Annotated in this window: 24 protein-coding genes, 1 tRNA gene and 2 pseudogenes; 12 read left to right on the top strand and 15 right to left on the bottom strand. The window is 58.3% G+C overall.

Going from position 1 to position 23,301, the window contains the following annotated elements; translation table 11 throughout:
• Nucleotides 1-87 precede the first annotated feature (87 nt).
• Nucleotides 88-522 carry a DUF6078 family protein gene (locus PREDE_RS07750; protein ID WP_015310337.1) on the bottom strand — a complete coding sequence of 145 codons (435 nt, stop codon included), beginning with the start codon at nucleotides 520-522 and terminating at the stop codon, nucleotides 88-90.
• A gap of 366 nt (nucleotides 523-888) precedes the next feature.
• Between PREDE_RS07750 and istA the strand changes: the two are divergent.
• Both istA and istB read left to right on the top strand, forming a co-directional pair.
• Nucleotides 889-2,460: pseudogene (gene istA / locus PREDE_RS14050) on the top strand (IS21 family transposase).
• An 11-nt stretch (nucleotides 2,461-2,471) separates the two neighbouring features.
• A pseudogene (istB, locus tag PREDE_RS07740) lies at nucleotides 2,472-3,259 on the top strand (IS21-like element helper ATPase IstB).
• Nucleotides 3,260-3,679: 420 nt separating this feature from the next.
• Here the strand turns inward: istB and PREDE_RS07735 are convergent.
• From PREDE_RS07735 to PREDE_RS07715, 5 genes are all read right to left on the bottom strand, one after another.
• On the bottom strand, nucleotides 3,680-4,561 hold the full coding sequence (locus PREDE_RS07735; protein WP_005846223.1) for a carbon-nitrogen hydrolase: 882 nt from the start codon (nucleotides 4,559-4,561) through the stop codon (nucleotides 3,680-3,682).
• Between the two features lie 27 nt (nucleotides 4,562-4,588).
• Nucleotides 4,589-5,659 carry an agmatine deiminase family protein gene (locus PREDE_RS07730; protein ID WP_005846221.1) on the bottom strand — a complete coding sequence of 357 codons (1,071 nt, stop codon included), beginning with the start codon at nucleotides 5,657-5,659 and terminating at the stop codon, nucleotides 4,589-4,591.
• A gap of 241 nt (nucleotides 5,660-5,900) precedes the next feature.
• Nucleotides 5,901-6,275 carry a DUF5056 domain-containing protein gene (locus PREDE_RS07725; protein WP_005846219.1) on the bottom strand — a complete coding sequence of 125 codons (375 nt, stop codon included), beginning with the start codon at nucleotides 6,273-6,275 and terminating at the stop codon, nucleotides 5,901-5,903.
• 149 nt (nucleotides 6,276-6,424) lie between these two features.
• On the bottom strand, nucleotides 6,425-6,961 hold the full coding sequence (locus PREDE_RS07720; RefSeq protein WP_005846217.1) for an RNA polymerase sigma factor: 537 nt from the start codon (nucleotides 6,959-6,961) through the stop codon (nucleotides 6,425-6,427).
• Nucleotides 6,961-7,575, bottom strand: coding sequence for a DUF6249 domain-containing protein (locus PREDE_RS07715; protein ID WP_005846215.1), 615 nt, complete (start codon nucleotides 7,573-7,575; stop codon nucleotides 6,961-6,963). Before PREDE_RS07715 ends, PREDE_RS07720 begins: the two co-directional genes overlap by 1 nt.
• Before the next feature lie 106 nt (nucleotides 7,576-7,681).
• Here PREDE_RS07715 and PREDE_RS07710 point away from each other — a divergent pair, with 106 nt between their 5' ends.
• Together PREDE_RS07710 and PREDE_RS07705 are read left to right on the top strand one after the other, a co-directional pair.
• Nucleotides 7,682-9,160 (top strand): methyltransferase RsmF C-terminal domain-like protein, encoded by a 1,479-nt coding sequence (locus PREDE_RS07710; protein ID WP_005846212.1) that lies wholly within the window; start codon nucleotides 7,682-7,684, stop codon nucleotides 9,158-9,160.
• The gene (locus PREDE_RS07705; RefSeq protein WP_005846210.1) at nucleotides 9,150-9,617 is read left to right on the top strand and encodes a dihydrofolate reductase; all 468 of its coding nucleotides are present in this window, start codon (nucleotides 9,150-9,152) and stop codon (nucleotides 9,615-9,617) included. Before PREDE_RS07710 ends, PREDE_RS07705 begins: the two co-directional genes overlap by 11 nt.
• 203 nt (nucleotides 9,618-9,820) lie before the next feature.
• Here the strand turns inward: PREDE_RS07705 and PREDE_RS07700 are convergent, their stop codons facing one another.
• The 9 genes from PREDE_RS07700 to PREDE_RS07660 all read right to left on the bottom strand — a co-directional run bounded on the left by PREDE_RS07700 (nucleotide 9,821) and on the right by PREDE_RS07660 (nucleotide 15,548).
• Nucleotides 9,821-10,324: an Lrp/AsnC family transcriptional regulator gene (locus tag PREDE_RS07700; protein ID WP_005846208.1), complete on the bottom strand. Its 504-nt coding sequence runs from the start codon at nucleotides 10,322-10,324 to the stop codon at nucleotides 9,821-9,823.
• 91 nt (nucleotides 10,325-10,415) lie between these two features.
• Nucleotides 10,416-10,886, bottom strand: coding sequence for an ExbD/TolR family protein (locus PREDE_RS07695; RefSeq protein WP_005846204.1), 471 nt, complete (start codon nucleotides 10,884-10,886; stop codon nucleotides 10,416-10,418).
• Nucleotides 10,883-11,443, bottom strand: coding sequence for an ExbD/TolR family protein (locus PREDE_RS07690; RefSeq protein WP_005846202.1), 561 nt, complete (start codon nucleotides 11,441-11,443; stop codon nucleotides 10,883-10,885). The genes PREDE_RS07695 and PREDE_RS07690 overlap by 4 nt, the downstream gene beginning before the upstream one ends.
• Nucleotides 11,440-11,949: a hypothetical protein gene (locus PREDE_RS07685; RefSeq protein WP_005846200.1), complete on the bottom strand. Its 510-nt coding sequence runs from the start codon at nucleotides 11,947-11,949 to the stop codon at nucleotides 11,440-11,442. Before PREDE_RS07685 ends, PREDE_RS07690 begins: the two co-directional genes overlap by 4 nt.
• Complete coding sequence (locus PREDE_RS07680; RefSeq protein ID WP_005846198.1) at nucleotides 11,946-12,785, bottom strand: MotA/TolQ/ExbB proton channel family protein; 840 nt, start codon at nucleotides 12,783-12,785, stop codon at nucleotides 11,946-11,948. Before PREDE_RS07680 ends, PREDE_RS07685 begins: the two co-directional genes overlap by 4 nt.
• A 42-nt stretch (nucleotides 12,786-12,827) precedes the next feature.
• Nucleotides 12,828-12,915 (bottom strand) — tRNA-Ser (locus PREDE_RS07675).
• A gap of 81 nt (nucleotides 12,916-12,996) precedes the next feature.
• Entirely contained in the window at nucleotides 12,997-13,839 is an 843-nt protein-coding gene (locus PREDE_RS07670) for a TatD family hydrolase (RefSeq protein ID WP_005846196.1), read from the bottom strand.
• Nucleotides 13,840-13,852: 13 nt separating this feature from the next.
• Nucleotides 13,853-14,839, bottom strand: a complete 987-nt coding sequence (locus PREDE_RS07665) for a polyprenyl synthetase family protein (RefSeq protein ID WP_005846194.1) — start codon at nucleotides 14,837-14,839, stop codon at nucleotides 13,853-13,855.
• Between the two features lie 4 nt (nucleotides 14,840-14,843).
• Entirely contained in the window at nucleotides 14,844-15,548 is a 705-nt protein-coding gene (locus PREDE_RS07660) for an energy transducer TonB (protein ID WP_005846192.1), read from the bottom strand.
• Nucleotides 15,549-15,655: 107 nt separating this feature from the next.
• Here PREDE_RS07660 and porQ point away from each other — a divergent pair, with 107 nt between their 5' ends.
• The 8 genes from porQ (at nucleotide 15,656) to PREDE_RS07625 (ending at nucleotide 23,214) form a co-directional block, all read left to right on the top strand.
• Nucleotides 15,656-16,606 (top strand): type IX secretion system protein PorQ, encoded by a 951-nt coding sequence (gene porQ / locus PREDE_RS07655; protein WP_005846191.1) that lies wholly within the window; start codon nucleotides 15,656-15,658, stop codon nucleotides 16,604-16,606.
• Nucleotides 16,607-16,672: 66 nt separating this feature from the next.
• Complete coding sequence (gene cmk / locus PREDE_RS07650; protein WP_005846189.1) at nucleotides 16,673-17,365, top strand: (d)CMP kinase; 693 nt, start codon at nucleotides 16,673-16,675, stop codon at nucleotides 17,363-17,365.
• A 469-nt stretch (nucleotides 17,366-17,834) separates the two neighbouring features.
• Nucleotides 17,835-18,089, top strand: a complete 255-nt coding sequence (locus tag PREDE_RS07645) for a hypothetical protein (protein ID WP_015310334.1) — start codon at nucleotides 17,835-17,837, stop codon at nucleotides 18,087-18,089.
• Nucleotides 18,090-18,318: 229 nt separating this feature from the next.
• Entirely contained in the window at nucleotides 18,319-21,222 is a 2,904-nt protein-coding gene (locus tag PREDE_RS07640) for a hypothetical protein (RefSeq protein WP_005846185.1), read from the top strand.
• Nucleotides 21,223-21,398: 176 nt separating this feature from the next.
• Nucleotides 21,399-21,641: a hypothetical protein gene (locus PREDE_RS07635; RefSeq protein ID WP_005846183.1), complete on the top strand. Its 243-nt coding sequence runs from the start codon at nucleotides 21,399-21,401 to the stop codon at nucleotides 21,639-21,641.
• The gene (locus PREDE_RS07630; protein ID WP_005846181.1) at nucleotides 21,638-21,913 is read left to right on the top strand and encodes a Txe/YoeB family addiction module toxin; all 276 of its coding nucleotides are present in this window, start codon (nucleotides 21,638-21,640) and stop codon (nucleotides 21,911-21,913) included. The genes PREDE_RS07635 and PREDE_RS07630 overlap by 4 nt, the downstream gene beginning before the upstream one ends.
• 97 nt (nucleotides 21,914-22,010) lie before the next feature.
• Nucleotides 22,011-22,211 (top strand): hypothetical protein, encoded by a 201-nt coding sequence (locus PREDE_RS14170; RefSeq protein ID WP_044127020.1) that lies wholly within the window; start codon nucleotides 22,011-22,013, stop codon nucleotides 22,209-22,211.
• 55 nt (nucleotides 22,212-22,266) lie between these two features.
• Nucleotides 22,267-23,214, top strand: a complete 948-nt coding sequence (locus PREDE_RS07625; protein ID WP_015310333.1) for a DUF6261 family protein — start codon at nucleotides 22,267-22,269, stop codon at nucleotides 23,212-23,214.
• Nucleotides 23,215-23,301: the final 87 nt, after the last annotated feature.

The raw sequence follows: 23,301 nt of genomic DNA, 5'->3' as shown, positions 1-23,301 counted from the left end.
AGCGTGGTAACAGGATTACCAGCCTGCGGTAATGCCATTACCGGCATGTGGTAATGCTATTACCAATGTGCGGTAACGCCTTGGTCGTCAGTCGTTGTAGAAGCGGAAACGTTCTTCGTAGGCATCAAAGACCACTTCTTCGGTGTAGCCGTAACCGCGAAACAATTCGGCTATCCACGCTTGCTGCTCGGGGGAGAGAGCGCGGTGGCCATGCAAGTAGCGGTAGTAGGTGCCGTTGCCGCCAAGATAGGCCGTCAGCTCCGCACGCATTTGGGGGGCATGCCGCTGCTTCACCTCCCTGAAGATACGGCTGAAGCCCACGGCAACCCGCATGGTCTCTATCTTTCTGAACATCGGACACACGGGGCCTTTCAGCACAGACGGGGTGACGGAGAGGGTCTGTTGCAGGTCGGCGGGAATGGCAAGACCGGCTCGATAGCGCAGGCATTCGCCCTTGCGCACACATTCTTTCAGGAAGCACAGCGGCCATCCTGTTGGTATTTGTTGGTAAGTCAGTTCCATATTTCCAGTGATTTTAGTCACAAAGTTACACATTATTTTATTATATTGCAAGCCCAATGTGTTTCGTCGAAACTCGTGTCGTCCTTTCATTTTCTGAAAAATTGGCCCGAACAGTGGAGTTTTGTGTAAAAGGCGGAGGGAAAATACGGCGTACCTTTGCAGCATCAAACAACATTTAAAAGCATTTGGAAAAGCCACTCTACTTTGACCCTTTTGGCCAAACAGGATTGCTCACCTTGGCCATAATATGATTGACCCTTTTGGCCAAAATAACATTAACCACTTAGTACAAGTGTCGTTAGAGTTTTTTATGTAGATTTGGGAACCCGAGTCCTGGTGTAAGGGGTAATAATAAAATCTATGCAAATGAACAAGAGAATCAAGAACATTTTAAGATGTTATGCGGCAGGGATGGGTATCAAGGAAACGGCATCCACGTTCCATACTTCCCGTAACACTGTCCGCAAGTATGTCCGCCTGTTCCTTTCAAGTGGGAAAAGCATCGATCAGCTTCTCTCCCTTTCCGAGGAGCAGTTGCATGAGATGTTTGTCGGTACGGAATCCCGACGTCGGTAGCCTTCTTCCAAAAGGATTGAATTGGAGGCTTTGCTTCCCGGATATGTATCCCGCCTGACACGCAAAGGGATGAGTGTCAGAAAACTGTTTAAGGAGTATCATGCTGAATATCCTGACGGTCTTCAGCTGTCTTCCTTCAAGCGGGCAGTCCGCCAGTACAAGTTCCACATCAAGGTCGTCGGCCATGTCGAGCACTATGCCGCAGACCAGATGTATGTTGATTTTGCCGGTGACAGGCTTGAAGTTGTCGATGAGATGACAGGCGAGACGAGGAAGGCCGAAGTCTTTGTTGCCATCCTTCCGTTCAGTCATTACACCTACTGTGAGGCCGTATGGTCGCAGCGCAAGGAAGACCTGATCAAGGGATGCGAGAATGCCATGCTGTATTTCGAAGGGGCTCCGGCGGCAATAGTCCCCGACAATCTGAAGGCGGCCGTCACCCGAAGCGACCGCAACGAGCCCGTCATCAATGACGATTTCGCCGCTTTTGCCGAGCATTACGGCTGTGCGGTCTATCCCGCCCGTGTACGCCACCCCAAGGACAAGGCCCTTGTTGAAAACGCAGTGAAGCTTCTCTACCGTTCCGTTTACCTGGACATAGAGGGAATGACTTTCTCCAGCCTGGACGATCTCAATGCCGCTATCCATGTTTCCCTGCACGATTTCAATGAAAAGGTGATGGCCGGCCGGGAGGCGTCACGCAAGGAGATGTTCCTGCGCGGTGAGAAGGACTACCTCCGCCCGCTTCCACTGAAACGCTACGTCATGAAAGAGAAAAAGCTGATGACCGTCGGCAGGAACTCCTACGTATCGCTGTTCAAGCACCATTACAGTGTTCCCAAGGAACATGTGGGGAAACGCGTGACGATCCTCTACGATGCCGACACGGTGGAAATCTACTGTGGCATGAACCTTGTCGCCGCCCATGACCGCAGTGACGTCCCCTACGCTTATTCATGGAAAAAGGAGCACAACCTGCCGGGACATTACGGCCCTTATGACAAGGACTTGGAGGAACTCTTCCGGCGTGCCTCGGAAATGGACAACACCGTATTGAACTATCTTCGGGAAGTGGAGCGGCTCATGCAGTATCCTCCAAAAGCGTTCAGAGCCTGCCGGGGCATACTGACGCTGGAGAAAAAGTACGGGCGTGACCGTCTGGTCGCGGCCTGCGCCTGCGCAAACCAGAAGCTGCAATACGGATATCAGGCCTTACGCGAGGTGCTTGAACTGGGAGAAGACGCGGATTTCCTTCCCGATGAGGACGGAAGGGTACAGCCCCTCGGGGCTTCCCCTGCGCCACCGACCCACAAGAACATACGCGGACGTGAATATTACAGAAAAGACAAACAAGAATTATAAAGTTCGGATTTATGGAAACAAACAACAAGACAGCTCCTGTTACAGGACAGCAGGATCAGAATGCCATATCGCTTGATTTGATGAACCGCATGAAGCTGCATGGTATGGCGGAGGCCTTCAGGGAAAGCCTTGCCGGCACCACGCCGCAGGCCATGACGGCGGACACTTTCCTTTCCATGCTTCTTGCACGAGAATGGGACCATCGTGCCCAGGCTGCCATAGCACGGCTTACCAGGAATGCGGCATTCCGTTACAAGGCCTATCTTGAAGATATAGACTATGCCACGAACCGGGGGCTGGAGCGCAATCAGATGGAACGCCTCGCCACCCTGGATTTCGTGAACAAAGGGCAGAACCTTTTCGTCACAGGATCTTCCGGTACGGGAAAAAGCTTTCTGCATGTGCCCTCGGCCACGAGGCGTGCATAAGGGGATTCCGCACTTTCTATGCCAATGCCCCAAAACTGCTCGGGGCACTGAAAGTGGCCAAAATCAAGGGTACACTCGAGGCAGAACTCAAGAAGATCGAGCGGTGCCAGCTGCTTATCCTTGATGACCTGTTCCTTGTGCATCTTGACGCCAGGGAACGGCCCATACTGCTCGAAATTATCGAAGACAGGCATGAACGGAAATCCATCATCATAACCTCACAGTACCCTGCGTCCAACTGGTATGACATGGTGGGGGACCCGACAATAGCAGATGCCATTCTTGACCGTATCATTCATACGGCGCATACCATAGAATTATATGGCGAAAGCATGCGTAAGTTAAGGGCTAAGAAAAGCCAGAGAATCTAAAAGGGTAAAATAAAATTGACCCCTGCACCAGAACTTTACAAGGGGCAATCATGTTGTGGCCAACAGGAGCAAATTCTACTTGGCCAAAAGGGTCAAAGTAGAGTGGCTTTTCCAACATCTTCTGTCATTCATTTAGGTGTTGCAAAATTAATGGAATGGGCCGAATGCGCCGCAACACATTTAAAACAGAAAATACAAGATATGTCGCAGACACCTTTTTTTCGACATTCTTTATATTACAAGAAACGGGAACATGGATTTCATGTGGCGTTCCGGCCGTCGGCACCCGCGCCTCTGCGGCCGCCCGCGACGCTATGGACGAGCGGGCACATACTGCCCCGCCGGACAGCATGCGGGCAAACAGTTTCGCGGCATCGCCGTGCGACGGGGCAGGAAAGTGATAAAACGGAAAGGAGCCTTTCAGTCGATAAATCTTTGAGTGATGTCGCCATAGGCCTCAATGCGGCGGTCGCGCAGGAAAGGCCACCAGCGGCGCACCTGCTCGCCCCGGCCCAGATCCACGCTGACCACGCGGCTCTCTTCCCGACAATCGGAGGCCCGGCAGAGCAGTTCGCCCTGCGGCCCGGCCACAAAACTGGAGCCCCAGAACCGGATGCCGCCCGTCTGGCCGCTGGGGTCGGGCTCCTGTCCCACCCGGTTCACCGTCACCACGGGCAGCCCGTTGGCCACGGCATGGCCCCGCTGCACGGTGGTCCAAGCCTCGCGCTGCCGCTGTTGTTCCTCGGGCGTGTCGCTCGACTCGTAGCCGATGGCCGTGGGATAAATCAGCAGGTCGGCACCTTGCAGGACCATCAGGCGGGCAGCCTCGGGATACCACTGGTCCCAGCACACGAGTACGCCCAGCCGCCCCACCGAGGTCTGGATGGGACGAAAGCCCAGGTCGCCCGGCGTGAAATAGAATTTCTCGTAGTAGGCGGGGTCGTCGGGGATGTGCATCTTGCGGTATTTGCCGGCGATGCTCCCGTCTCTCTCCAGCACCACGGCCGTGTTGTGGTAGAGGCCTGCGGCCCGCCGCTCAAAGAGCGACGTCACGATGACCACTCCATGTTGCCGCGCCAACCGGCCGAAGTGCTCGGTTGAGGGCCCGGGGATGGGCTCGGCGAGGTCGAACAGATCCACGTTCTCGGTCTGGCAGAAGTAGAGCGAGTTGTGCAGTTCTTGCAACACAATGAGCTGCGCACCCTCTTGGGCCAGCCGGGCCACGCCGGCCGAGAGTCGGTTCACGTTGTCTTCCACGCTGGCACTGTTCTGCTGTTGCAGTATTCCAATCTTGAGTTCCATGTCTGGTGTTGAATGTGAGGTTATGGTTTAGTCGACGACACCCGCCGGATATTGCATGGTGAGGCAGTGGAGCGAGCCGTGCTGGCGCACCACGGTGGAAGCATCCATCCCTATCAGTTCCCGGTCGGGAAAGGCTTCGCCGATGATTTCCATGGCCCTCCGGTCGTTGTCGGGCTGCCGATAGGTGGGCACAATGACTGCTCCGTTCAGAATCACGAAGTTGGCATAGGTGGCCGGCAGCCTCTCGCCACCGTCGTACATGACTCGGGGCATGGGCAGCCGCAGCAACCGATAGGGCCGGCCGGCCATGGTGCGAAGGCGTTGCAGCTGCATTTCCAAGGCCGCAAAGTCGGCATGATGCTCGTCGGCCGGGTCGTCGCAGCCCACATAGAGCAGCGTATCGTCGGGGGCCATCCGAACGATGGTGTCGATGTGGCCGTCGGTGTCGTCGCCAATGAGGGTTCCATGCTCGAGCCAAACCACCTGTTCGGCATGAAGCACGCGCTTCAGCCGCCGTTCAATATCCGGCTGCGTGAGCGGCTGATTGCGGTGGGGAGCCAGCAGGCACGACGTAGTGGTCATGATGGTGCCCTGCCCGTCGCTCTCGATGGAGCCGCCCTCGAGCACGAAGTCGTTGTGGTTCTCCATGGTGCCATGGAGCAGTCCCGAGGCCAGCAGCTGCCGGTTGATGTCGTTGTCGGCACGCCAAGCAAACTTCTCTCCCCAGGCATTAAACTTGAAATCGAGCAGCCGGCACTCCCTCCGGCCGTCGGCCGCGGCATCTGCAGCGCAGAGCGTGATGGCCCCATGGTCGCGTGCCCAGGTGTCGTTGGTGGCGCACGTACAGAAGCGGACGTTGCGCAGCAACGCCTCGCCCAGTTCTTTCAGAAGCAATTCCCTTACTTTTTCCGCCTCCGGCGACACTATTACCAGCTTCTGCCGCCGTGCAATCTCCCGCGCCAACTCCACGAAGGTGGCCGTAATGGCTTGCAGATAGGGCTTCCAGTCGGTGGCGGCGTGGGGCCATGTGAGCTGAATGGCACTCTGCGGAGCCCATTCGGCGGGCAGGGTGATGCGGGAGGGATGGGTGTTGGACATGCTGTTTTCGTTGTTAAATAGGCGAATGCTACACTTTCGCAGGGTTGCAAAATTACGCAATTATCTTGTAATTCTCCGTTGTTCGCGGAGAAAATCATCCTGTCGTGCCGCAGATCACAGATGTAAAAATGGTTGGGCATAACCACATGTTCCCCGCATTCTACATCCGAAAACGCCTTGGGTAGCTCCAAATAGCATTTCTCCATGGCCCGTCCGGCCCCATTCCGCACCGTGATACACTCTATAAAGTGCTCGGCCGCCAGTTGCACAGAGCCACCACGACCAGCACCACCAGCGTGGTCAGCAGGGCCAACGGCGGCAGACCGCCCAGGCTCACCGACGACAAATAGCCGGCGGCATCGCCCAGCATACGGCTGATGAGGATGCGCACATCGGCCACACCGTCGAACAATAGGAAGAGGGCCATGGCGGCAGCGGCGCACAGCGTGGTCCAGAGCTGGTTCATTCGGCGCACCCGACGCGGCAGACGACGCATCACGCGGTCGGTGAATCCGTCGTCGGGCAGGTCGCACCGGGCCTCACTGAAAAAGCGCATCAGCAGCTCATCGTCGGCCCGAGCATCTTCCATTCTTGTATTCTCGTTTGTTTCCATCATTGTCTTGATTTTAAAAAGACGCGTTCCTCATTTTAAAAAGTCACCGTCTTGGTTTTAAAAGGGCCCTGTCTTCGTTTGAAGATGATACCGTCTTGGTTTTTGAAAGCCACTGCATGGAGGTCGGAATCTCCAGCAGAACTACAATCCAACTATCCATACCCGTTGGCCCTCAAGAATGTAGCCATCTTCTTTTTACCTCGTGAAAGGTGGCTTTTCACCGTGTTCTGGGGCATGCCCGTAATCTCTGAAATCTTCTCGATGGGCTGCCCCTCCATGAGTTGCAGCGTCACGCAGCTGCGCTCGTTGTCGTTGAGCAGCTGCAGCGCATCGTAGAGATCCATGCGCAGGCTGCCGTCGCCGCTGCCGCCGCTGCGCCCGGTCACGGCGGGCGTGTCCAGGTCGGACGTGGGCCGAAGGCCCCGCGTGTAGTCATAGAAAACATTGTAGGCAATGCGGAAGAGCCACGTCAGGAAAGACGACTGCCCCCGGAACTGTCCGATGTGGGTGTAGGCTTTCACAAATGTGTCCTGTGCCAGGTCGTCGCTCAACTGCGTGTCGCCGAGGGTCTGACCGAGAAAGAACCGCCGCACAGGCGACTGGTATTCCCTCGTCAGCTTGTCGAACGCGCGCCGATTGTGGAATACGGCCACCTGCGTTACCAGACCAATGTCTTCTATCCGGTCCACTATTTCGTTGTCTTGGCTATGACCAGCTGACCCACGCCAAGGCATGCAATGAGCAGCCCGACACCCACGAGCACGTCCGACCCCCAGACGGAGAACATCAGGGTGAGGCCCACACCGACGGCAATGTTCATGATGCCTTTCCGCTTATAATAGCCCGGCGAGTCGGTCGGGGCCGGCTTGAGCTCGTCGGGGATGGGCACGCCGGTCTCCATGGACTTCTCGGCCAGCGACACTTTGCTGTTGTGCCGGTTGATGAGATACTTCAGCAAGAGCACCAACAAGATGAACGGGGCCAGGGCGCAGACCAGCAGGGCCAGGATGATGAGGATGGCGATGACCACGCCGCCCACGCCGATGGTGCCGCCGACGAGCCGCAGGAAGAGGTCGTGAACGTCCGAATCGGCATCGTGCCCCAGGTCGTAGGCCGTCGATGTGTAGGTGGAATCCTCCTCGCCGGCGGGTGCCGACGTGGTGTCCGAGTAGGCCTCGATGCCACCTTTGGCCGTGCTGTCCACCAGTTCGGTCGGTGTGTGGTGGCGGTGTTGCGGCTTCACACCGGCCGCTCCGGCATTGAGAGTAAGCATCAATGCCAATGCTATGAATACTTGTTTCATCGTTTCTTTCTTTTCAATTTTCTGCGTTTTGGACGAAAGAGGCAGGGGTTTAGTTGCAAAATAACGAAAAATATTCTACTTTTGCAACGTCAAAACCACCGTTTTCATGACTTTACCCCAGGATTTCGAGGCCGACACGCGCCGGCTCATGGGCGACGCCCTCTACGCCACGCTGCGCCAGGGGCTGGCGGCCGAACCGCCCGTCAGCATCCGTCTCAACCCATTCAAGACTGCCGCCACCGGCCCGTCGGCCCGCGCCGACACCCTCCGACCGGGCGCTGATGCCGTGCCCTGGTGTGCCGAGGGCCGCTATTTGGCCGGCCGGCCCAACTTCACTTTCGACCCGTTTCTCCATGCCGGCTGCTACTATGTACAGGAAGCCGCCTCGATGTTTGTGGCTCATGTGCTGCGCCAATTGGCGCCCACGCCGGTGCTGATGCTTGACCTCTGCGCGGCCCCGGGCGGCAAATCCACCGCGGCCCGCGCCGTGCTGCCTCCGGGCAGCCTACTCTTTGCCAACGAGCCCGTGCGGCTGCGGGCCAGCGTCCTTGCCGAGAACGTGCAGAAATTCGGCCACCCCGACACGGTGGTGACCCATAATTTTCCGCGCGACTACGGCCGGTCGGGACTGCTGTTCGACGTGATTCTGGCCGACGTGCCCTGCTCGGGCGAGGGCATGTTCCGCAAGGACGAGGGAGCCATCGGGGCCTGGAGCCGGCAGCACGTGGCCCAGTGCCGGCAGCTGCAGCGCACCATCGTCGAGGATGTGTGGCCCGCCCTGCGCCCAGGCGGTCTGCTCGCCTACTCCACCTGCACGTTCAACGCCGAGGAAAATGAGGAGAACGTGGACTGGATAGCCCAGCAGCTGGGGGCCGACGTGGTGGACATCCCCACGCGCCCGGAGTGGAACATCACCGGGGCGCTCGTCGGGCGGGAGCCTGTGTGCCGTTTCATCCCGGGCAAGACGCGCGGCGAGGGCCTCTTCATGGCCGCCCTGCGCAAGCATGGCGAGAGCGAGGGGGTGCTTGCTCAACTCGCCGGCCCAGCCCGCAAACCGGCAGCCCGCAAGCAACCCGACCGCCGCAACAAGGCGAACGCACCGGCCGCCCTGCCCCCCGTGGAGGCATGGCTCGAGGGCGACTTCCGCCCCACCGACCTGCGAGGCACCCGGCTGGCCGTTCCCGCAGCCTGGCACACGCTCTACGAGCGTGCTGCCCGGCAGCTGCACGTGCTTCATGCCGGCGTGACGCTGGGCGTGCAGAAAGGCCGCGACCTCGTGCCCCACGCCTCGCTGGCCCTCTCCACTGCGCTGCGCTCCGACGCTTTTCCGCGGGCCGAAGTGGACTATGCCACGGCCGTTGCCTACCTGCGCAAGGAGGCGGTGACGCTACCGCCCGACACGCCGCGCGGCCTCGTGGTCATCGCTTGCCGCGGCCACGCGCTGGGCTTTGCCAAGAATCTGGGCGGCCGGGCCAACAATCTCTACCCTCAAGAATGGAAAATCAAGAGCAGCCATCTGCCCGACACGCCCGTCGACGTGCTCGCCGCCTTGGCCGCCCCAACGTGCCGCCCCCATGCCGATTAGCCTTGTTGCCGCCCTGGCCGCCAACCGGGCCATCGGCTTCCGCCGGCAATTGCTCTGGCACCTGCCCGAAGATCTGCACCGTTTCAAGGCCCTCACGCTGGGCCATGCCGTCGTCATGGGGCGCAAGACTTTCGAGTCGCTGCCCCACGGCGCCCTGCCCCACCGCCGCAACATCGTGCTCAGCCGCAGCGTGCGGAGGCTGCCGGGCTGCGAGGTGTATGCCTCGCTGGAGGCAGCACTGGCGGCTTGCGGGGGCGAGAACGAGGTGATGGTGATTGGCGGCGAGAGCCTCTACCGGCAGACACTGCCCCTGGCCCACAGGCTCTATCTCACCCACGTCGATGCCGAGCCCGCCCTGGCCGACGCCTGGTTTCCCGAGATTGTCGCCGCCGACTGGCGCATCGTGCGCCGCGAACAGCGCCCCGGCTTCACGTTCGTAGACTACGAAAGGGTTTAGTCTGCGCCGCCATCCAGCTCGAAAACAGCCGTTTACGCAAAACCATGACGGCGTAATCGCGATGCGGTTACACCGTTTTCGCGTGGCCTTTACGGTGTCATCGCACGGCCGTTGCGCCGCAAACGCAACAGGGCCACGCCCCCGTCTGCCCCATGGTGCAGAAGAAAGCGTGGCCCTGTATGGGGAATCCGCGTCGGAACAGCCTACTCGTCGTCGGCCGAATCGTCGTCGGCCTCGGCTGGTTCCTCGTCAAGAATAGGCAACTGGCGGTCGATCACGGCATTGAAGCTCACGATGGTCTCGCTGCGCGAGAGCCCCAGCGGCTGCAGCTTGTCGTGGATGATGTTGAGCATGTGGTGGTTGTTGCGGGCGTAAATCTTGATAAACATGTCGTATCCGCCCGTGGTATAGTGACACTCCGTCACTTCCGGAATCTGGCGAAGTTTCTCCACAACGTCGTCGAAACTCGAGGGATCCTGCAAATAGAGCCCCACGTAGGCACAGGTTTCATAGCCTATTTTCTCAGGGTTGACGATATACTCCGACCCCTTGATAACGCCCAATTTGATGAGCTTTTGTATGCGTTGGTGAATCGCCGCCCCGCTTACGTTGCAGGCGCGAGCCACTTCCAGAAACGGGATTCGGGCGTCGGCGACGACCAATTTCAGAATCTTCTTGTCTAAATTATCTAACTGATGACGTGCCATATTACTGTTAATTTGCCCGCAAAGGTAGTAAAAATAATTCTGAATCGCAACTATTTAGATTATTTTAATGATAGAATGACATTGCAAAACGTCATTTACGGCCTTTCCGTTCCACGGCCGAGTAGCTGATGCGCAGGGCTTTGGCCTGTCGCAGGGCTTGTTTCACGTCGGCGATGACGCTCATGCGCGTGTCGCGGTCGGCCCTGATGGAGACTGTCATCTGCTGCTGGTCCTCGGGCGACATGCGGTCGCGCTCGGCTGCCACATAGTCGGCCACGTCCTGCGGCGAGGCGAATTTGTCGTTCAGTTGGATGCGCGTTTCTTGCCCGGCAGCTCGCTGGAGGCTGGGCGTGGGACGGCCGATGTAGATATAGGTCACGGCCGATTTCTTGGTCAGCCGAGTAAGCTCCGTGCCCTGTGGAGTGCGGTATTGCACCTTGACGGCCACCTTCTGCATGTGCGTTACAATCATGAAGAAGAAGAGAACGGTGAAGATCAGGTCGGGCAGCGAGGCCGTGTTCAGGCCCGGCACCTCGTGCCGACGGCGGCGAAACAGGCTCATGGGCGGCCTCCTTTCCCGGCCGCGGCGGGGGCAGAGACGGGCTCAGCGGCACTATTGTCGTAGGGCTCGGCAATGCGCTGCGGGCAGAGGTCCCTCACGTGGTCGCGTTGTTGGGGTGAGAGCTCTGCATAGTCGCGGCCGTAGAGACGGCGGGCCTCGGCGTTGCGCAGCCGTCGATAGGCCGCCGCCAGCGCGTTCTGCACCTGAAAATAGGCGTCGTAGCTGGCCGCGGGATCCGCCTGCACCTTGATGAGGTGCCGGGGGGCCACCTGCGTCACAAACGCCTCGACGCGCGCGCGGAGCCGCGACACGGGCATGGGGCGGCCGTCGGCAAGCAGCCGGTTGTCGGCCGTGAGCGTCAGTTCAAGCATCGTGCCCTTGTCCACGACCGACTCCTGCCGCTCCTGTCGCTCGGGCGGAGGGAGCTGGCGCGCGAGTCCCTTGTCCACGTCCATATTGGTGGTGACGAGGAAGAATATCAGCAGCATGAACGAAATGTCGGCCGTCGACGTGGTGTTGAGCTGCGGAACGCTGTGCTGACGATGGCGGAACCTCATTTCCTACGAACGTATTTAGTGGCACCATACGCCACGGCTCCGACGGCTGCAACCATCAGAACCAGCGAGGTGAAAATGAACATGTCGGAGGCTTTCAGCCAGAAAGTGTCGGCATAGCGCAGCCCGTTGACGGTCATTTCCGCCGAAGAGCCGGCCAGGAATCCCACTGCCATGAGCACCGCCACGCCGGCAATGATGCCATAGCCTATCCTTTTCGTGGGAATGTTGTTGTCGAGTCGGTCGGCCTTGCCCCGCACGCGGAGCACGTGCGCCACCGACCACGCGGTGAAGCCGACGGCGCCAAGCAGCAGTAGCTCCATGAGCACAAGCACGGCATCGGCCAGGAGCGGGGCGTTGAAATTGGGGTCGTTGTCGAACGGCCGGTCGAAACCCACCAGCCAAAACAGCGCGAAAACCACCACAATCACCGCCACCAGCGCGTAGAAGAGGCGGATGGACAGCCTCTCCGCGGGCCACTGCCGCCAGTTATCCGATTGTTTCTTCATGCGCGTTTGAGCTTGTATTTCATGATGGAGTCGAGCAGTGTGATGGCCGACTCCTCCATCTGCGCCGTGAGATGGTCTATCTTTGAGAGGATGTAATTATAGAAAATCTGCAGGATGAGGGCCACGATGATGCCGAAAATGGTGGTTATCAGTGCCACCTTCATGCCGGAGGCCACGATCGTCGGACTGATGTCGCCGGCGGTTTGAATCTGGTCGAACGCCATCACCATGCCGATCACCGTGCCCAGAAATCCCAGCGACGGGGCCATGGCAATGAACAGCGTGATCCACGAACAGCCCTTTTCCAGGTTGGCGCTCTGCACCGAACCGTAGCTCTGCACCGAGCGTTCCACGTTGTCTATCGGCTCGTCGATGCGCTCCAATCCCTGATAACAGATGGAGGCCACGGGGCCACGCGTCTCGCGGCACTGCGTCTTGGCCCCCTCAACGTCGCCCTCCATGAGGCGCCGGTCGAGGTCGCGCATGAACCGTTTGGCATTGATTTCGGAGAGGCTGAGGTAGATCATGCGCTCAATACAGAACGCCAAACCCAGCACCAGAGCCAGTGCCACGAGCGACATGAAGCCGGCATTGCCCTCGATAAACTTGGTCTTCAGCGACTTGTAGAAGCCTTGACTCTCGACGGGGGCCACGGCGGTGTCGGCGGCGGCCATGCCGTCGTCGAGCAGTTGCTCGGCTGCAGCACTGTCAAGGTCGGCCGCATGGGCAGCCGTGTCGGGCTTGGCTTGAGACGAAGACACAGCTTGGGCCTGCACGAACGAGAAGCTAAGAAAGAAAAAGAAAACGATGGTGAGACGCTGAATCAAATGTTTCATCTCTGCGCGGGATTAGTTCAGAAAACGCAATTGCCTCAAACGCGGAAAGAGGGGGATTCGAACCCCCGATACGCTTTTGGCGTATACACGCTTTCCAGGCGTGCCTCTTCAACCACTCGAGCATCTTTCCCTTTGTGTTTGATCGGCAATTTTGAATTGCGAGTGCAAAAGTATGATATTTCGTTTAAATACCATTCAATTGCAGATTATTTTATGTTTCTTTAATGATTTGCCCAAAATCGCGAACAATGGAGCCCCCAAAGAGGCGGGCTGCATTGGCATTGGTGACGCGGGCCACCTCGTCGTCAGGCACGCCGTAGCTCGCAGCCAGCGTGTGGAGCACGTGCACCAAGAGGGCGCTCTCGTTGCGCTGGCCCCGATGCGGCACGGGAGCCATGTAGGGGCTGTCGGTCTCCAGCACGATGCGATTGAGGGGCACAGCGGCCGGCAAGTCGGTGCGCAGGTGGCTGCTTTTAAAGGTAGACACGCCGCCAATACCCAGGCAGAACCCGTCAAACTGCAGGAAATCTTCGGCCTCGCGCGGGTTGCCCGTGAAGCAATGGAACACGCCGCCGGGCAGCTGTGCGGCGTAGGGACGCATGAGGTGCAGCATCTCGTTCTGCGCCTTGCGGCAATGAATCATCAGCGGCAACCGGTGTTCCACCGACCATTCCACCTGCCGCTCAAAAGCGGCAAGCTGTTCGCGCTCGAACTCGCGGCTCCAATAGAAGTCGAGTCCGCACTCGCCCACGGCGACATAGCGCAGGGGTGTGTCGGCCTCGGCCTGCAGATTGGCCTCAAGCCGCCGCTTCATCCGGGCCAGCACGTCGGCCCAACCGGGCCGCACCTCCTCGGGCTGCAGCCCTATCATGGGGTAGCAATAGCCCGGAAACCGGCGGCACACGGCCATCACGGAGTCCACAGAACTGTCGTCGATGCCGGGCACCAGAATGGCCCCGACACCGGCCGCGCGGGCCCGCTGCACCACCTCGGGCAGGTCGTCGCCAAACTCTTCGCCGTCGAGGTGGGCGTGGGTGTCGATGAATGGAATCATGAATGGATGGGGATTAATACTTGCGCTTCATCATGCGGCCGGCATAAGCACGCAGCTCCAGCTTGCGCTCGGCGGGCACGCCCACGGCATCGAGGTAACGTTTGCTCTCGTCAAAGTAGTAGAGCATCTTTTCCTGGGCCAGCCGGTCTATGCCTATTTCATTATAGAGAGCCGTCATGGCCCGCACCTTCTCCTCGCGGTCGAAGTGCGTGGCCTCGACCCAGTGGGCAAGTTGGGCGCGCTGTGCGGGCGTGGCCCAGTTGAAAGCGTTGATGAGCATGTAGGTCTTCTTGTTGGAAACAATGTCTCCGCCGATGGCCTTGCCGAAGACCTTGGGGTCGCCGTACACGTCGAGATAGTCGTCCTGGAGCTGGAAGGCCAGCCCCATCTGCTCGCCAAACTTGTACAGGTTGTCGGCATCCTCGGCCGACGCACCGGCCAGAATGGCTCCAATCTTCAAGGCACAGGCCAACAGCACGCTGGTTTTGAGCCGAATCATTTCGATATACTCGTCCTCGCCCACGTCGTTGCGCGTCTCGAAGTCGATGTCGAGCTGCTGCCCCTCGCAGATTTCCAGTGCCGTCTGACTGAAGAGTCGGAGCACGGCGGGGAGCTTGTCTTCCGGGCAGGAGGCCATGCGCTGATAGGCCAGCACCAGCATGGCGTCGCCGGAGAGGATGGCCTGGTTGGCATTCCACCGCCGGTGCACCGTCTCGTGGCCGCGCCGCAGGTCGGCGTGGTCCATGAGGTCGTCGTGCAGCAACGTGTAGTTGTGGTAGGTCTCCAGTGCCGCCGCCTGCATCAGGATGCGCTCGGGATGGTCCTCAAAGAGGTTGTAGCCCAGCAACATCAGCGTGGGGCGGATACGCTTGCCGCCCATGGACAGCGCATAGTCTACGGGAGCATACAGGCCCTCGGGCTTGCGGTCGCAACCCAAACGGTCGATGAACTGATTCACCTGCAATAGGATTTCGTCGGCAGAACAAACGGGGTTAGTCATATCATTAAATCTTAAAGTTGATGGGAATGGCAAACATCGTACGGCAAGGCTTCTCGTCGAGAATGCCCGGTTTCCAGCGGGGCATCATCCGGATGACGCGCAGGGCCTCGCTGTCGAGCAGGGGGTCGGCCGACTTCACCACCTTGGGACTGGCTATGGAACCGTCCTTATTGACGATGAAAGAGACCACCACCCTGCCCTCAATGCGCTGTTGCTGGGCCTGGACGGGGTAATGGAGGTTGCGCGTGAGCCACTTCATGAAAGCCACCATGCCACCGGGAAACTCGGGCAATTGCTCCACCGTGCGCACCACATCAGAGTCTTGGGGCACGGGCATCTGCGGCAGAGCCTCGGTGACATTGGCGTCGCGAGCCAGCCCCTCGCCGTCGCCAATGACCAGCTTACTGGTGATGGGCGCCAGGCGGTCGGCGGCATCGGTGGCATGGTCCACGGCCTTCACCCGTTCCGTGAGTGCCTTGGAGGCGGGGGCCGGAGCCGCCGAAATCATGTCTCTGGCATCGACGGCGGGGGTGAGGTCGAGCTCCTCCGTGAGGTCGTCGAACTGATCTTCGTCACGGTCGGGGCCGTCGGGGCGCGACGTGTACTCCAGAGCGGCAAACAGCAGAGCCAATGCCAGCACCAGCCCGAGCAAGAATCCCTCGGCCCGCCGCTTCTCCAAATTGGCCCTGTCACTCTTCTTCGTTTCCATGTCGCAATATTCTACGCCCGCCGTCGTTATTTAGGCGAAATCGCCTTGCAAATTTACAGCAATTCTTTAAAAAAGAAGTATCTTTGCCGAACAATTAGAAAAAAACGATGGAAAAAGCCGCCATAGCCTTCCTGCTGTTTCTCGCCGCCCTCGCCGCCCAGGCGCAGGACGAGAGCCAGACTGCATACAACTTCCTGCGGCTGCCCGTGAGCGCACATGCCGCGGCACTGGGAGGCGACAACGTGACCCTTGTGGAGGACGACGGAGCGCTGATGTTCCACAACCCGGCCCTGCTCTCATCGGTGACCGACAAGGCCATCGGGCTGAACTACATGAACTATATGTCGGGGGCCAGCACGGCCAGCGCCAGCTTCAGCCGCGTGGTGAAAGAGCGGGCTTCGTGGGCCGTGTCGGGACAATATGTGGACTACGGCAAGATGAAAGAGGTGGACGAGAACAACATACAGACGGGCGAATTTTCGGCCCGCGACATGGCCGTGGCCGGATATTTCTCGTACATGCTCGGCACACGGTTTGCCGGCGGCATCTCGGCACGGCTCGTCAACTCGTACATCGGCAACTACAACTCCATCGGCTTCGGCGTGGATCTGGGACTGAACTATTTCGACCCCGACCACGAATGGTCGGTCTCGCTGGTGGCCAAAAACTTGGGCGGACAGCTCAAGGCCTACAACGAGAACTACGAACACATGCCGCTCGACGTGCAGCTGGGCGTGAGCAAGCGGTTTGTGGGCACGCCTTTCAGAGTATCGGCCACGGTGGTGGACCTGAATCATCTGGATTACAAGATGATTAACCACGTGGTGGTGGGCGGCGAGATTCTGCTCACGGAGACTTTCTGGATAGGCGGCGGATACAACTGCCGGCGGGCCAACGAAATGAAGATAACGGGCACCGAGGGCAAAAGTAGCAGCCACGGGGCCGGGCTCTCGCTGGGCGCAGGACTCAATCTGGAGCGGTTCAAGCTCAACCTGGCCTATGGCAAATACCACGTGTCGAGCTCCAGCGTGGTGCTGAACCTGGGCTACCGCCTCTGAAGTGCGGCCGGCTACACCTATTATTATATAAGGATCATATTGCACACAAGGACAAACACACCAACAATGAAGAAAATCACAATAGCCATCGACGGCTTCTCGTCGTGCGGCAAAAGCACCATGGCCAAAGACCTGGCCCGGAAAATAGGATATGTCTACGTAGACACGGGCGCGATGTATCGCACGGTAACGCTCTTCGCCCTGCGCAACCGACTGTTCCGTGAGGACGGGAGTGTGATGGCCGAAGCACTGGAACGACGCATGAACGAGATACGCATCAGCTTCAAATTCAACCCTGAAGCCGGTCGCCCCGATACCTATCTGAACGGCGAATGCGTGGAGCGCGAGATTCGCGGCATGGAGGTAAGCAGCCACGTGAGCCCCATTGCCGCCATCCCTTTCGTACGCGAGGCTCTGGTGGCCCAGCAGCAACAGATGGGGAGAGACAAGGGCGTGGTGATGGACGGACGCGACATCGGCACGACTGTATTCCCCAATGCCGAGCTGAAAATCTTTGTGACGGCCTCGGCCGAAGTGCGTGCCCGTCGTCGGTACGACGAGCTGAAAGCCAAAGGGCAGCCGGCCGACCTGGCCGAAATACTGGCCAACGTGCAGCAGCGCGACTATATCGACACCCACCGCGACGTGTCTCCGCTGAAGAAAGCAGACGATGCCATCGAACTCGACAATAGCCACATCAGCATCGACGAGCAGAACGCCTGGCTCATGCAGCAGTTTGAAAGTGCATGCCGCCAGTAGCACCCATATGCACTTTCTCTGGAAATCGCCCACCCTCTTTCCCCTTTTACTTTTATACTTTTTTACCTTTTTACTCTTTTTTCTTGTCCGTCTCACAAACTTTCATTACCTTTGCAGCGGATTTTAAATATATGTACCCACAACATCCATATACGAGCGAGCGCGAAGAGCGGCAGGGAAAGATGAATTTTCCTGCAAATTTTTCGTCGAATTGTTTGGTAGTTCCAAATAATTTGCTACTCTCTCTCTCTCTCTCTCTCTCTCTCTCTCTCTCTCTCAAGCCACTGGCGTAACCTCTCTCTAAAACATACACGCGTACGCGCGCGAGGCGAACCTCGCGCAACCCCAATAGGCAAAGGACTCCCCGGAGTTTCCTTTGCCCCACTTTTCGTGCCCTTTTTGCAGCTGGGCGAAAAGGGAAATAAGCAGCTTTTAAGCACTTCAAAAAGCAAGTTAAATCCAAACTAAAATGAAGCGTATAAACATGAAAACGAAAAATGAGCAAGACAAGCACAGGCAACCCTATGTCTGTCCCAACTGCGAGGTCGTCGCCGTGGAGAACGAAAACACCATCCTTGCCGGCAGCCCGGCAGTTCAACCCGGTGGCGGAGGGCCAGTAGGCAACAAAGGCAGCGTCAGCATCGAGGGCCCAGTGGAGGATGACGACGACACGGAAATCTCCGGAGCCAAAAAGTCCACCGTCTGGGACGCGTGGGAAGAGTGATAAAAGTAAAAGAGTAAAAGGTGCTGTCGCGATCCCTCCTTTCCTCTGCGCCTCTGCGTGAGCCATACTCGTGTAGCTCCCACACAGAGACGCGGAGGAAAGGAGAAGCAAGAACGGAGCCACTCTTAAGGCAAGCAGACCATTAAGAAAACAAGCAAAGGAGTCAGCAAGCAAAAGGAAAAGCAAGCAAGCTGACAAGTAGACAACGATTAAACAACAAGCAACAACCATGATAAGATTCAAGGAATATTTGGAACGCAGGGCCCGCAGGGCGGCGTTCGTGAGTGTGTGCCTCGCGGGACTCACAGTTTTCGGCGGGCTCTTCCTCGGCTCGTGCGCCAACGAGGACTTGGGCAAGGACAATGACAAGGATGGCGGAGACAGGAACGCCGCAGTGGCCTTCAACGTGAGCGAGGCGCAGAACGATGCACAAGAGGCCGCCGCCAAGACCATGCCGGGCGCGCCCGTGACGCGCGCGGCGTTCAGCGAGCAACTGGGCATGATGAACCTCACGCCCGCAGACCTTACCACGCAGAAGCTCGCCGCTGAGGGTGCTGCAGGAGCCGACCTCTGTCTCATCGAGACCACCACGCCCGGCGTCATCCCCACGCAGCAGGGCAGCAACGCACACGACACCCAGACGGCAGCCGCAACGGCCGGCACGGAAGAGGCTACAGCCGCCACCCGCGCCAACATCACCACACTGAAATATCTGGGACACTTCTCTTCCTACGGCTACCGCGGCACCACCGCCACGTCCTTTTCCACCACGCCCAACTGGTTCTACAACAAGGACACCAACCCCGACGGCACGCTCGTAGACCCTGTCTACTGGTCGTGGACCAGCCACCACTTCGGCAAGTTCTACGCCGTCTCCCCGCTGGTGACCGCGGGCTACACCAAGCTCACCGTCTCACCAGAGACTTATGCCTCCACGCCCTACGTGGACTTCGAGGTGGAGCCCAACGTGACCGACCAGAAAGACCTCATGACCGCATTCTCGGGCGTGGTGGAGTATGCCTCGTTCGGTGTGCCCCCCACCACCAACCTCAAGTTCCACCACGCACTCACGGCCGTGCGCTTCGCCGTGGGCCAGAACCTCTCGTGGGACAAGACCATCGACAAGGTGGAGATACGGGGTGCCGTGAGCAAGGGACGCTACACCATGGCAACCGACGCCGACGGCACGGACGCCGCGTGGAACCCCGACTACACGTCGACCGGAACATTCTCACTGGCGTGCAGCGTGAACACCAAGGCCAACCCCAACGTCATCATCGTGGGCAAGCCCGGAGACAACAGCACCACACCCGGCGACAACTACACGTTCTACATGATACCGCAGACGCTCACCGGCAAGGGCGTGAAAGCCTATGTCCACTTCACCGACGGCACCGAAATCAGCGTCACGCTCACCGGAAGCTGGAAGCCCGGCACCACCAAGACCTACAAGATCAGCAACACCAACAGCAACTGGCAGTACACGCTGAACGTCACCCCGACACTCGGACCCGTGCCATACAACCAGACCGATGCTGGCTGGTACAGCGTGCAGAGCTACCGTCAGGCCCCCGACGGCACACAGCAGGCTGTGGCATGGAAAGTCGTGGGCTATCAGGAGAGCACCGACGGCGGTACTACTTGGTCACCCCTTAGCGATACAAAACCCGAATGGCTTGATGAGCTGCCCGTAAAGGAGGGCAACGGAACGACTTGGAGTGAAAGTGGTATTGCCACCATACAAACATCTTTCATCGATAAACTCGCCGCCTACAACAAGGTTCTGCACGATGCTAATGCCAAGGGAACAGCCAGCAGTTACTACGACCTGTCTACACACGATTACAAAGGTAATCCGACTGCACGCAATACCGCCAACTCCTATCTCATCTCAGCCCCCGGCTACTATAAAATTCCCTTGGTCTACGGCAACGCCATCAAGAACGGGCACGACAATCCTGATTCCTACACAGGTCCCTCTGCGCCTGTAATGTACTATGGTACTGATGTGAATCTCTATCACTTCAAGGATCATAACGATCAAGATATCACCGACCCATGGATAACCCAAACCAACGGCGGTGTGAATGCCCCCGACGATGCCAAGATTGTTTGGACCGACCAGAGCGGCATCGTTGAGGCCAGCAGCCTCGGCATTGAGGGTAGCGGGACGAACGCTTTCGTCCACTTCCGCGTGCCACAAGATAAGATTAAGAATGGCAACGCTGTCATTGCCGTTACCAAGGGCGGTACGGTCGTATGGTCGTGGCACCTGTGGTTTGCCAAGTCTGAGGAGCTTAACACCATCCCGATGGTCAACTATCAGAACAAGACCTACAGCTTCACCCAACAGACGCTGGGCCTCGTCTACTACAGGTGGGAGGTTTCTACCTGCAGCAAGACTCGCGCAGTGCGCATCAAGGTGGAACAGACCATCCCCAACGGTTCCCCTGCCGTCAAGCAGTCAGGTACCATTACCATCACCCAGACTCCTGGCAGGGACGAAAAGAAGTTCGGCTCTACGCTCTATCAGTGGGGCCGCAAGGATGCCACGCCTAGTACTGATGCCATCGCCGACGGTAGCTACTCTTTCGACGGCACCCCCGGCGGTCGTTCCATCGGTTACGCCATCCAGCATCCTGGGCAAATGTTCATAAACGCTCAGACTAATCCTCATTATTACGATTGGTGCAATGCCACCTACTTCAACCTCTGGTCTGCCAAGAACACGGAGGTATCCAACTGGTGGAACGACAACACTGTCGTCAAGACCATCTATGACCCTTGCCCTGCTGGGCTGAAGATGCCGGCAAGCAATGCTTTCTCGGGCTTTACCACCACAGGCCAGGGAACCTATACCCCATCTGAGTTCAACGTCGAGGGCAGCTTTGACGAGGGTTGGACTTTCAGGTCGCACAGTGGCACGAACACTATCTTCATCCCTGCTTCAGGCTTTCGCGCCTACAGCTACGGTTTGTTGTCAGCTGTGGGATCCTACGGTTACTATTGGTCGGCCGTTCCATGCAGCTCCCTGGACTATAGTTGCTATTTAGACTTCGAACCAAACAAGGTGAATCCGATTCATGACTCCACTCGTTCGCACGCCTTTGCAGTGCGGCCCGTGGCAGAATAATCCGATGATTTGATTCATTCGGTTTATTTCGGGCGGCTACAAGGCCGCCCGCTGGAATACCAGCGTTCTTTGACACATTGAAGACAACACGGAGGGAGAAAAACCGCATTCGGCTTTGCCGTTTCACGGAAAATCGGTATATTTGCCACGAGAAGCAAACATTAAATGAAAAAGGTATGGCAACTTACACTATTCACATTAACGAAAGGACCAAGGAAGGCCGCGGGCTTGTGAACTATCTGCGCGAAAAGGGGCTTATCCCCTCTGTTAAAGTGGACGACAGGCCAACCACACACAAGCAGGGCATTTCGCCCGAGCTGCAAGCCAAACTGGACAAGGCAAGGGAGGAGTACAGAAAGGGCGAAACGCTCCACTTTGAAACTGCCGAGGCTATGAACGCATGGCTTGAAGCACTATGAGTTATAAAATTGATTTCTCCAAGATCGCCCGAAAGACGATTGAGAAATGGGCTAAGTCCGATCCTCAGATGCACAGGAAGCTGACAGCCATTCTCAATGAGATTGTTCGGCATCCGCGCACAGGGCTCGGACATCCCGAGCCTTTGGTTGGAGGCAACCAAATGACCTACTCCCGGCGCATCGCCGCCCACCACCGCATCATCTACGACATTCACGACGACACCGTGAGCGTGATGGTGCTCGAAGTGGAAGGGCACTACGGCGACAAATAGCCCCGAGCCGAGGCGCCCACGACCTCTTTTTCCGTCCCTCATTCCCTGCAAGGAGTAAGGGACGGCTGTTTTTCCCTTCGGATGGTGTTGTCTCATTGTGTCTTTCAAGGTAAAAGGCAGCCCCGCAGCAGGGGAAACCCACGCGAAAAAGGGTGTTTCGGCAGCTGCCGAAAGCCAGAAAACAGAAAAAACAGAGCTTCGGCAGCTGCCGAAACGCAAGAAAATGTCCAGGCAGCATTTCGGCAGCTGCCGAAGCTCGTTTTTAAACAAAATCCAGTCGGCGGCACCTGCCGAATGAAAGCAAATCGTTTGATGCTACAAATATTTATGTTAAACCCTTAAAAATAAAAATCATGGAACTCGAAACCATCCGAAAAGATCGCCTCCACAACATGGAGCACTACCAGTTTGCCGACCGCGTGCTCACGCTCTGCAAGGAGGCAAAGACCGAGAAGCTCACCGCCGTGCTCGGGCCCCTCGAGGCTGCCGTGGCCGCCGAGGACAAGGCCCTCAACCAGCCCCGAACGGAGCCCAACACGCAGAAGATGCGCGAGGCCGACGAGCGGCGCGACAGGTCGTACCAAGCCCTGCGCCTCGCCGTGGCCCTGCACCTGCACAGCACGGACGCGGCCACGCAGGCCGCCGCCGAGGCCGTGAACCGCGTGATGGAGGCCTACCCCAACGTCACGGCATCGAACTACGACAAGGAGACGGGGCTCATCCGCAACCTCGTGGCCGACCTGGGCACGGACGACATGGCACAGCACGTGACGAAGATCGACGCCGACCTGTACGTGAACCGGCTGGAGATGGACAACACGGTGTTCGACAAGCTCTTCCACGCGCAGCTCAAGACGGGCGTGACGGCCGGCGCATTCGACGTGAAGCAGCTGCGGGCCGCGACGGACCGTGCGCTGTCGGCCGTGCTGCGCCGCGTCGAGGCGCTGGACGAGCTGGAGCCCTCGGCACCCATCGCCTCGCTCATCACGCAGTACAACAACTTAGTGGACAACCGCCGCACACTCTTGGCCCACCGCGCGGGCACGTCGCAGACAGCACGCGACCGCCGCCGGGCTGAGCACGAGGCGCATCTGCGGCCGGGTTTCGCCGCGCTGGAGCAGCAGCTGGGGCTTGCGGCCGGCAGCCTGTCGTTCACGGGCAAGACGGAGGGGACGGGGGCGAAGCGGCACTACGAGCTCGTCGTGGCGGGCCAGACCACGCCCGACGGCCAGCCCAAGACCATCTGGGTGGGGCAGAACAAGAACGGCTCCCTCTTTGTGTACGAGAAAGTGGAGGGGTGAACCGCGTCGGGTTCAAAAGACAACGGCATTTCACATGGGTTCAAAAGGCAACGACATGTCGCATAGGTTCAAAAGACAACAACGTGT

The organism is Prevotella dentalis DSM 3688 (genome assembly GCF_000242335.1).
Classification (GTDB): Bacteria; Bacteroidota; Bacteroidia; order Bacteroidales; family Bacteroidaceae; genus Prevotella; species Prevotella seregens.
Note: the sequence above shows the minus strand (reverse complement) of the source record. Positions and strands in the feature narration are given on the sequence as shown.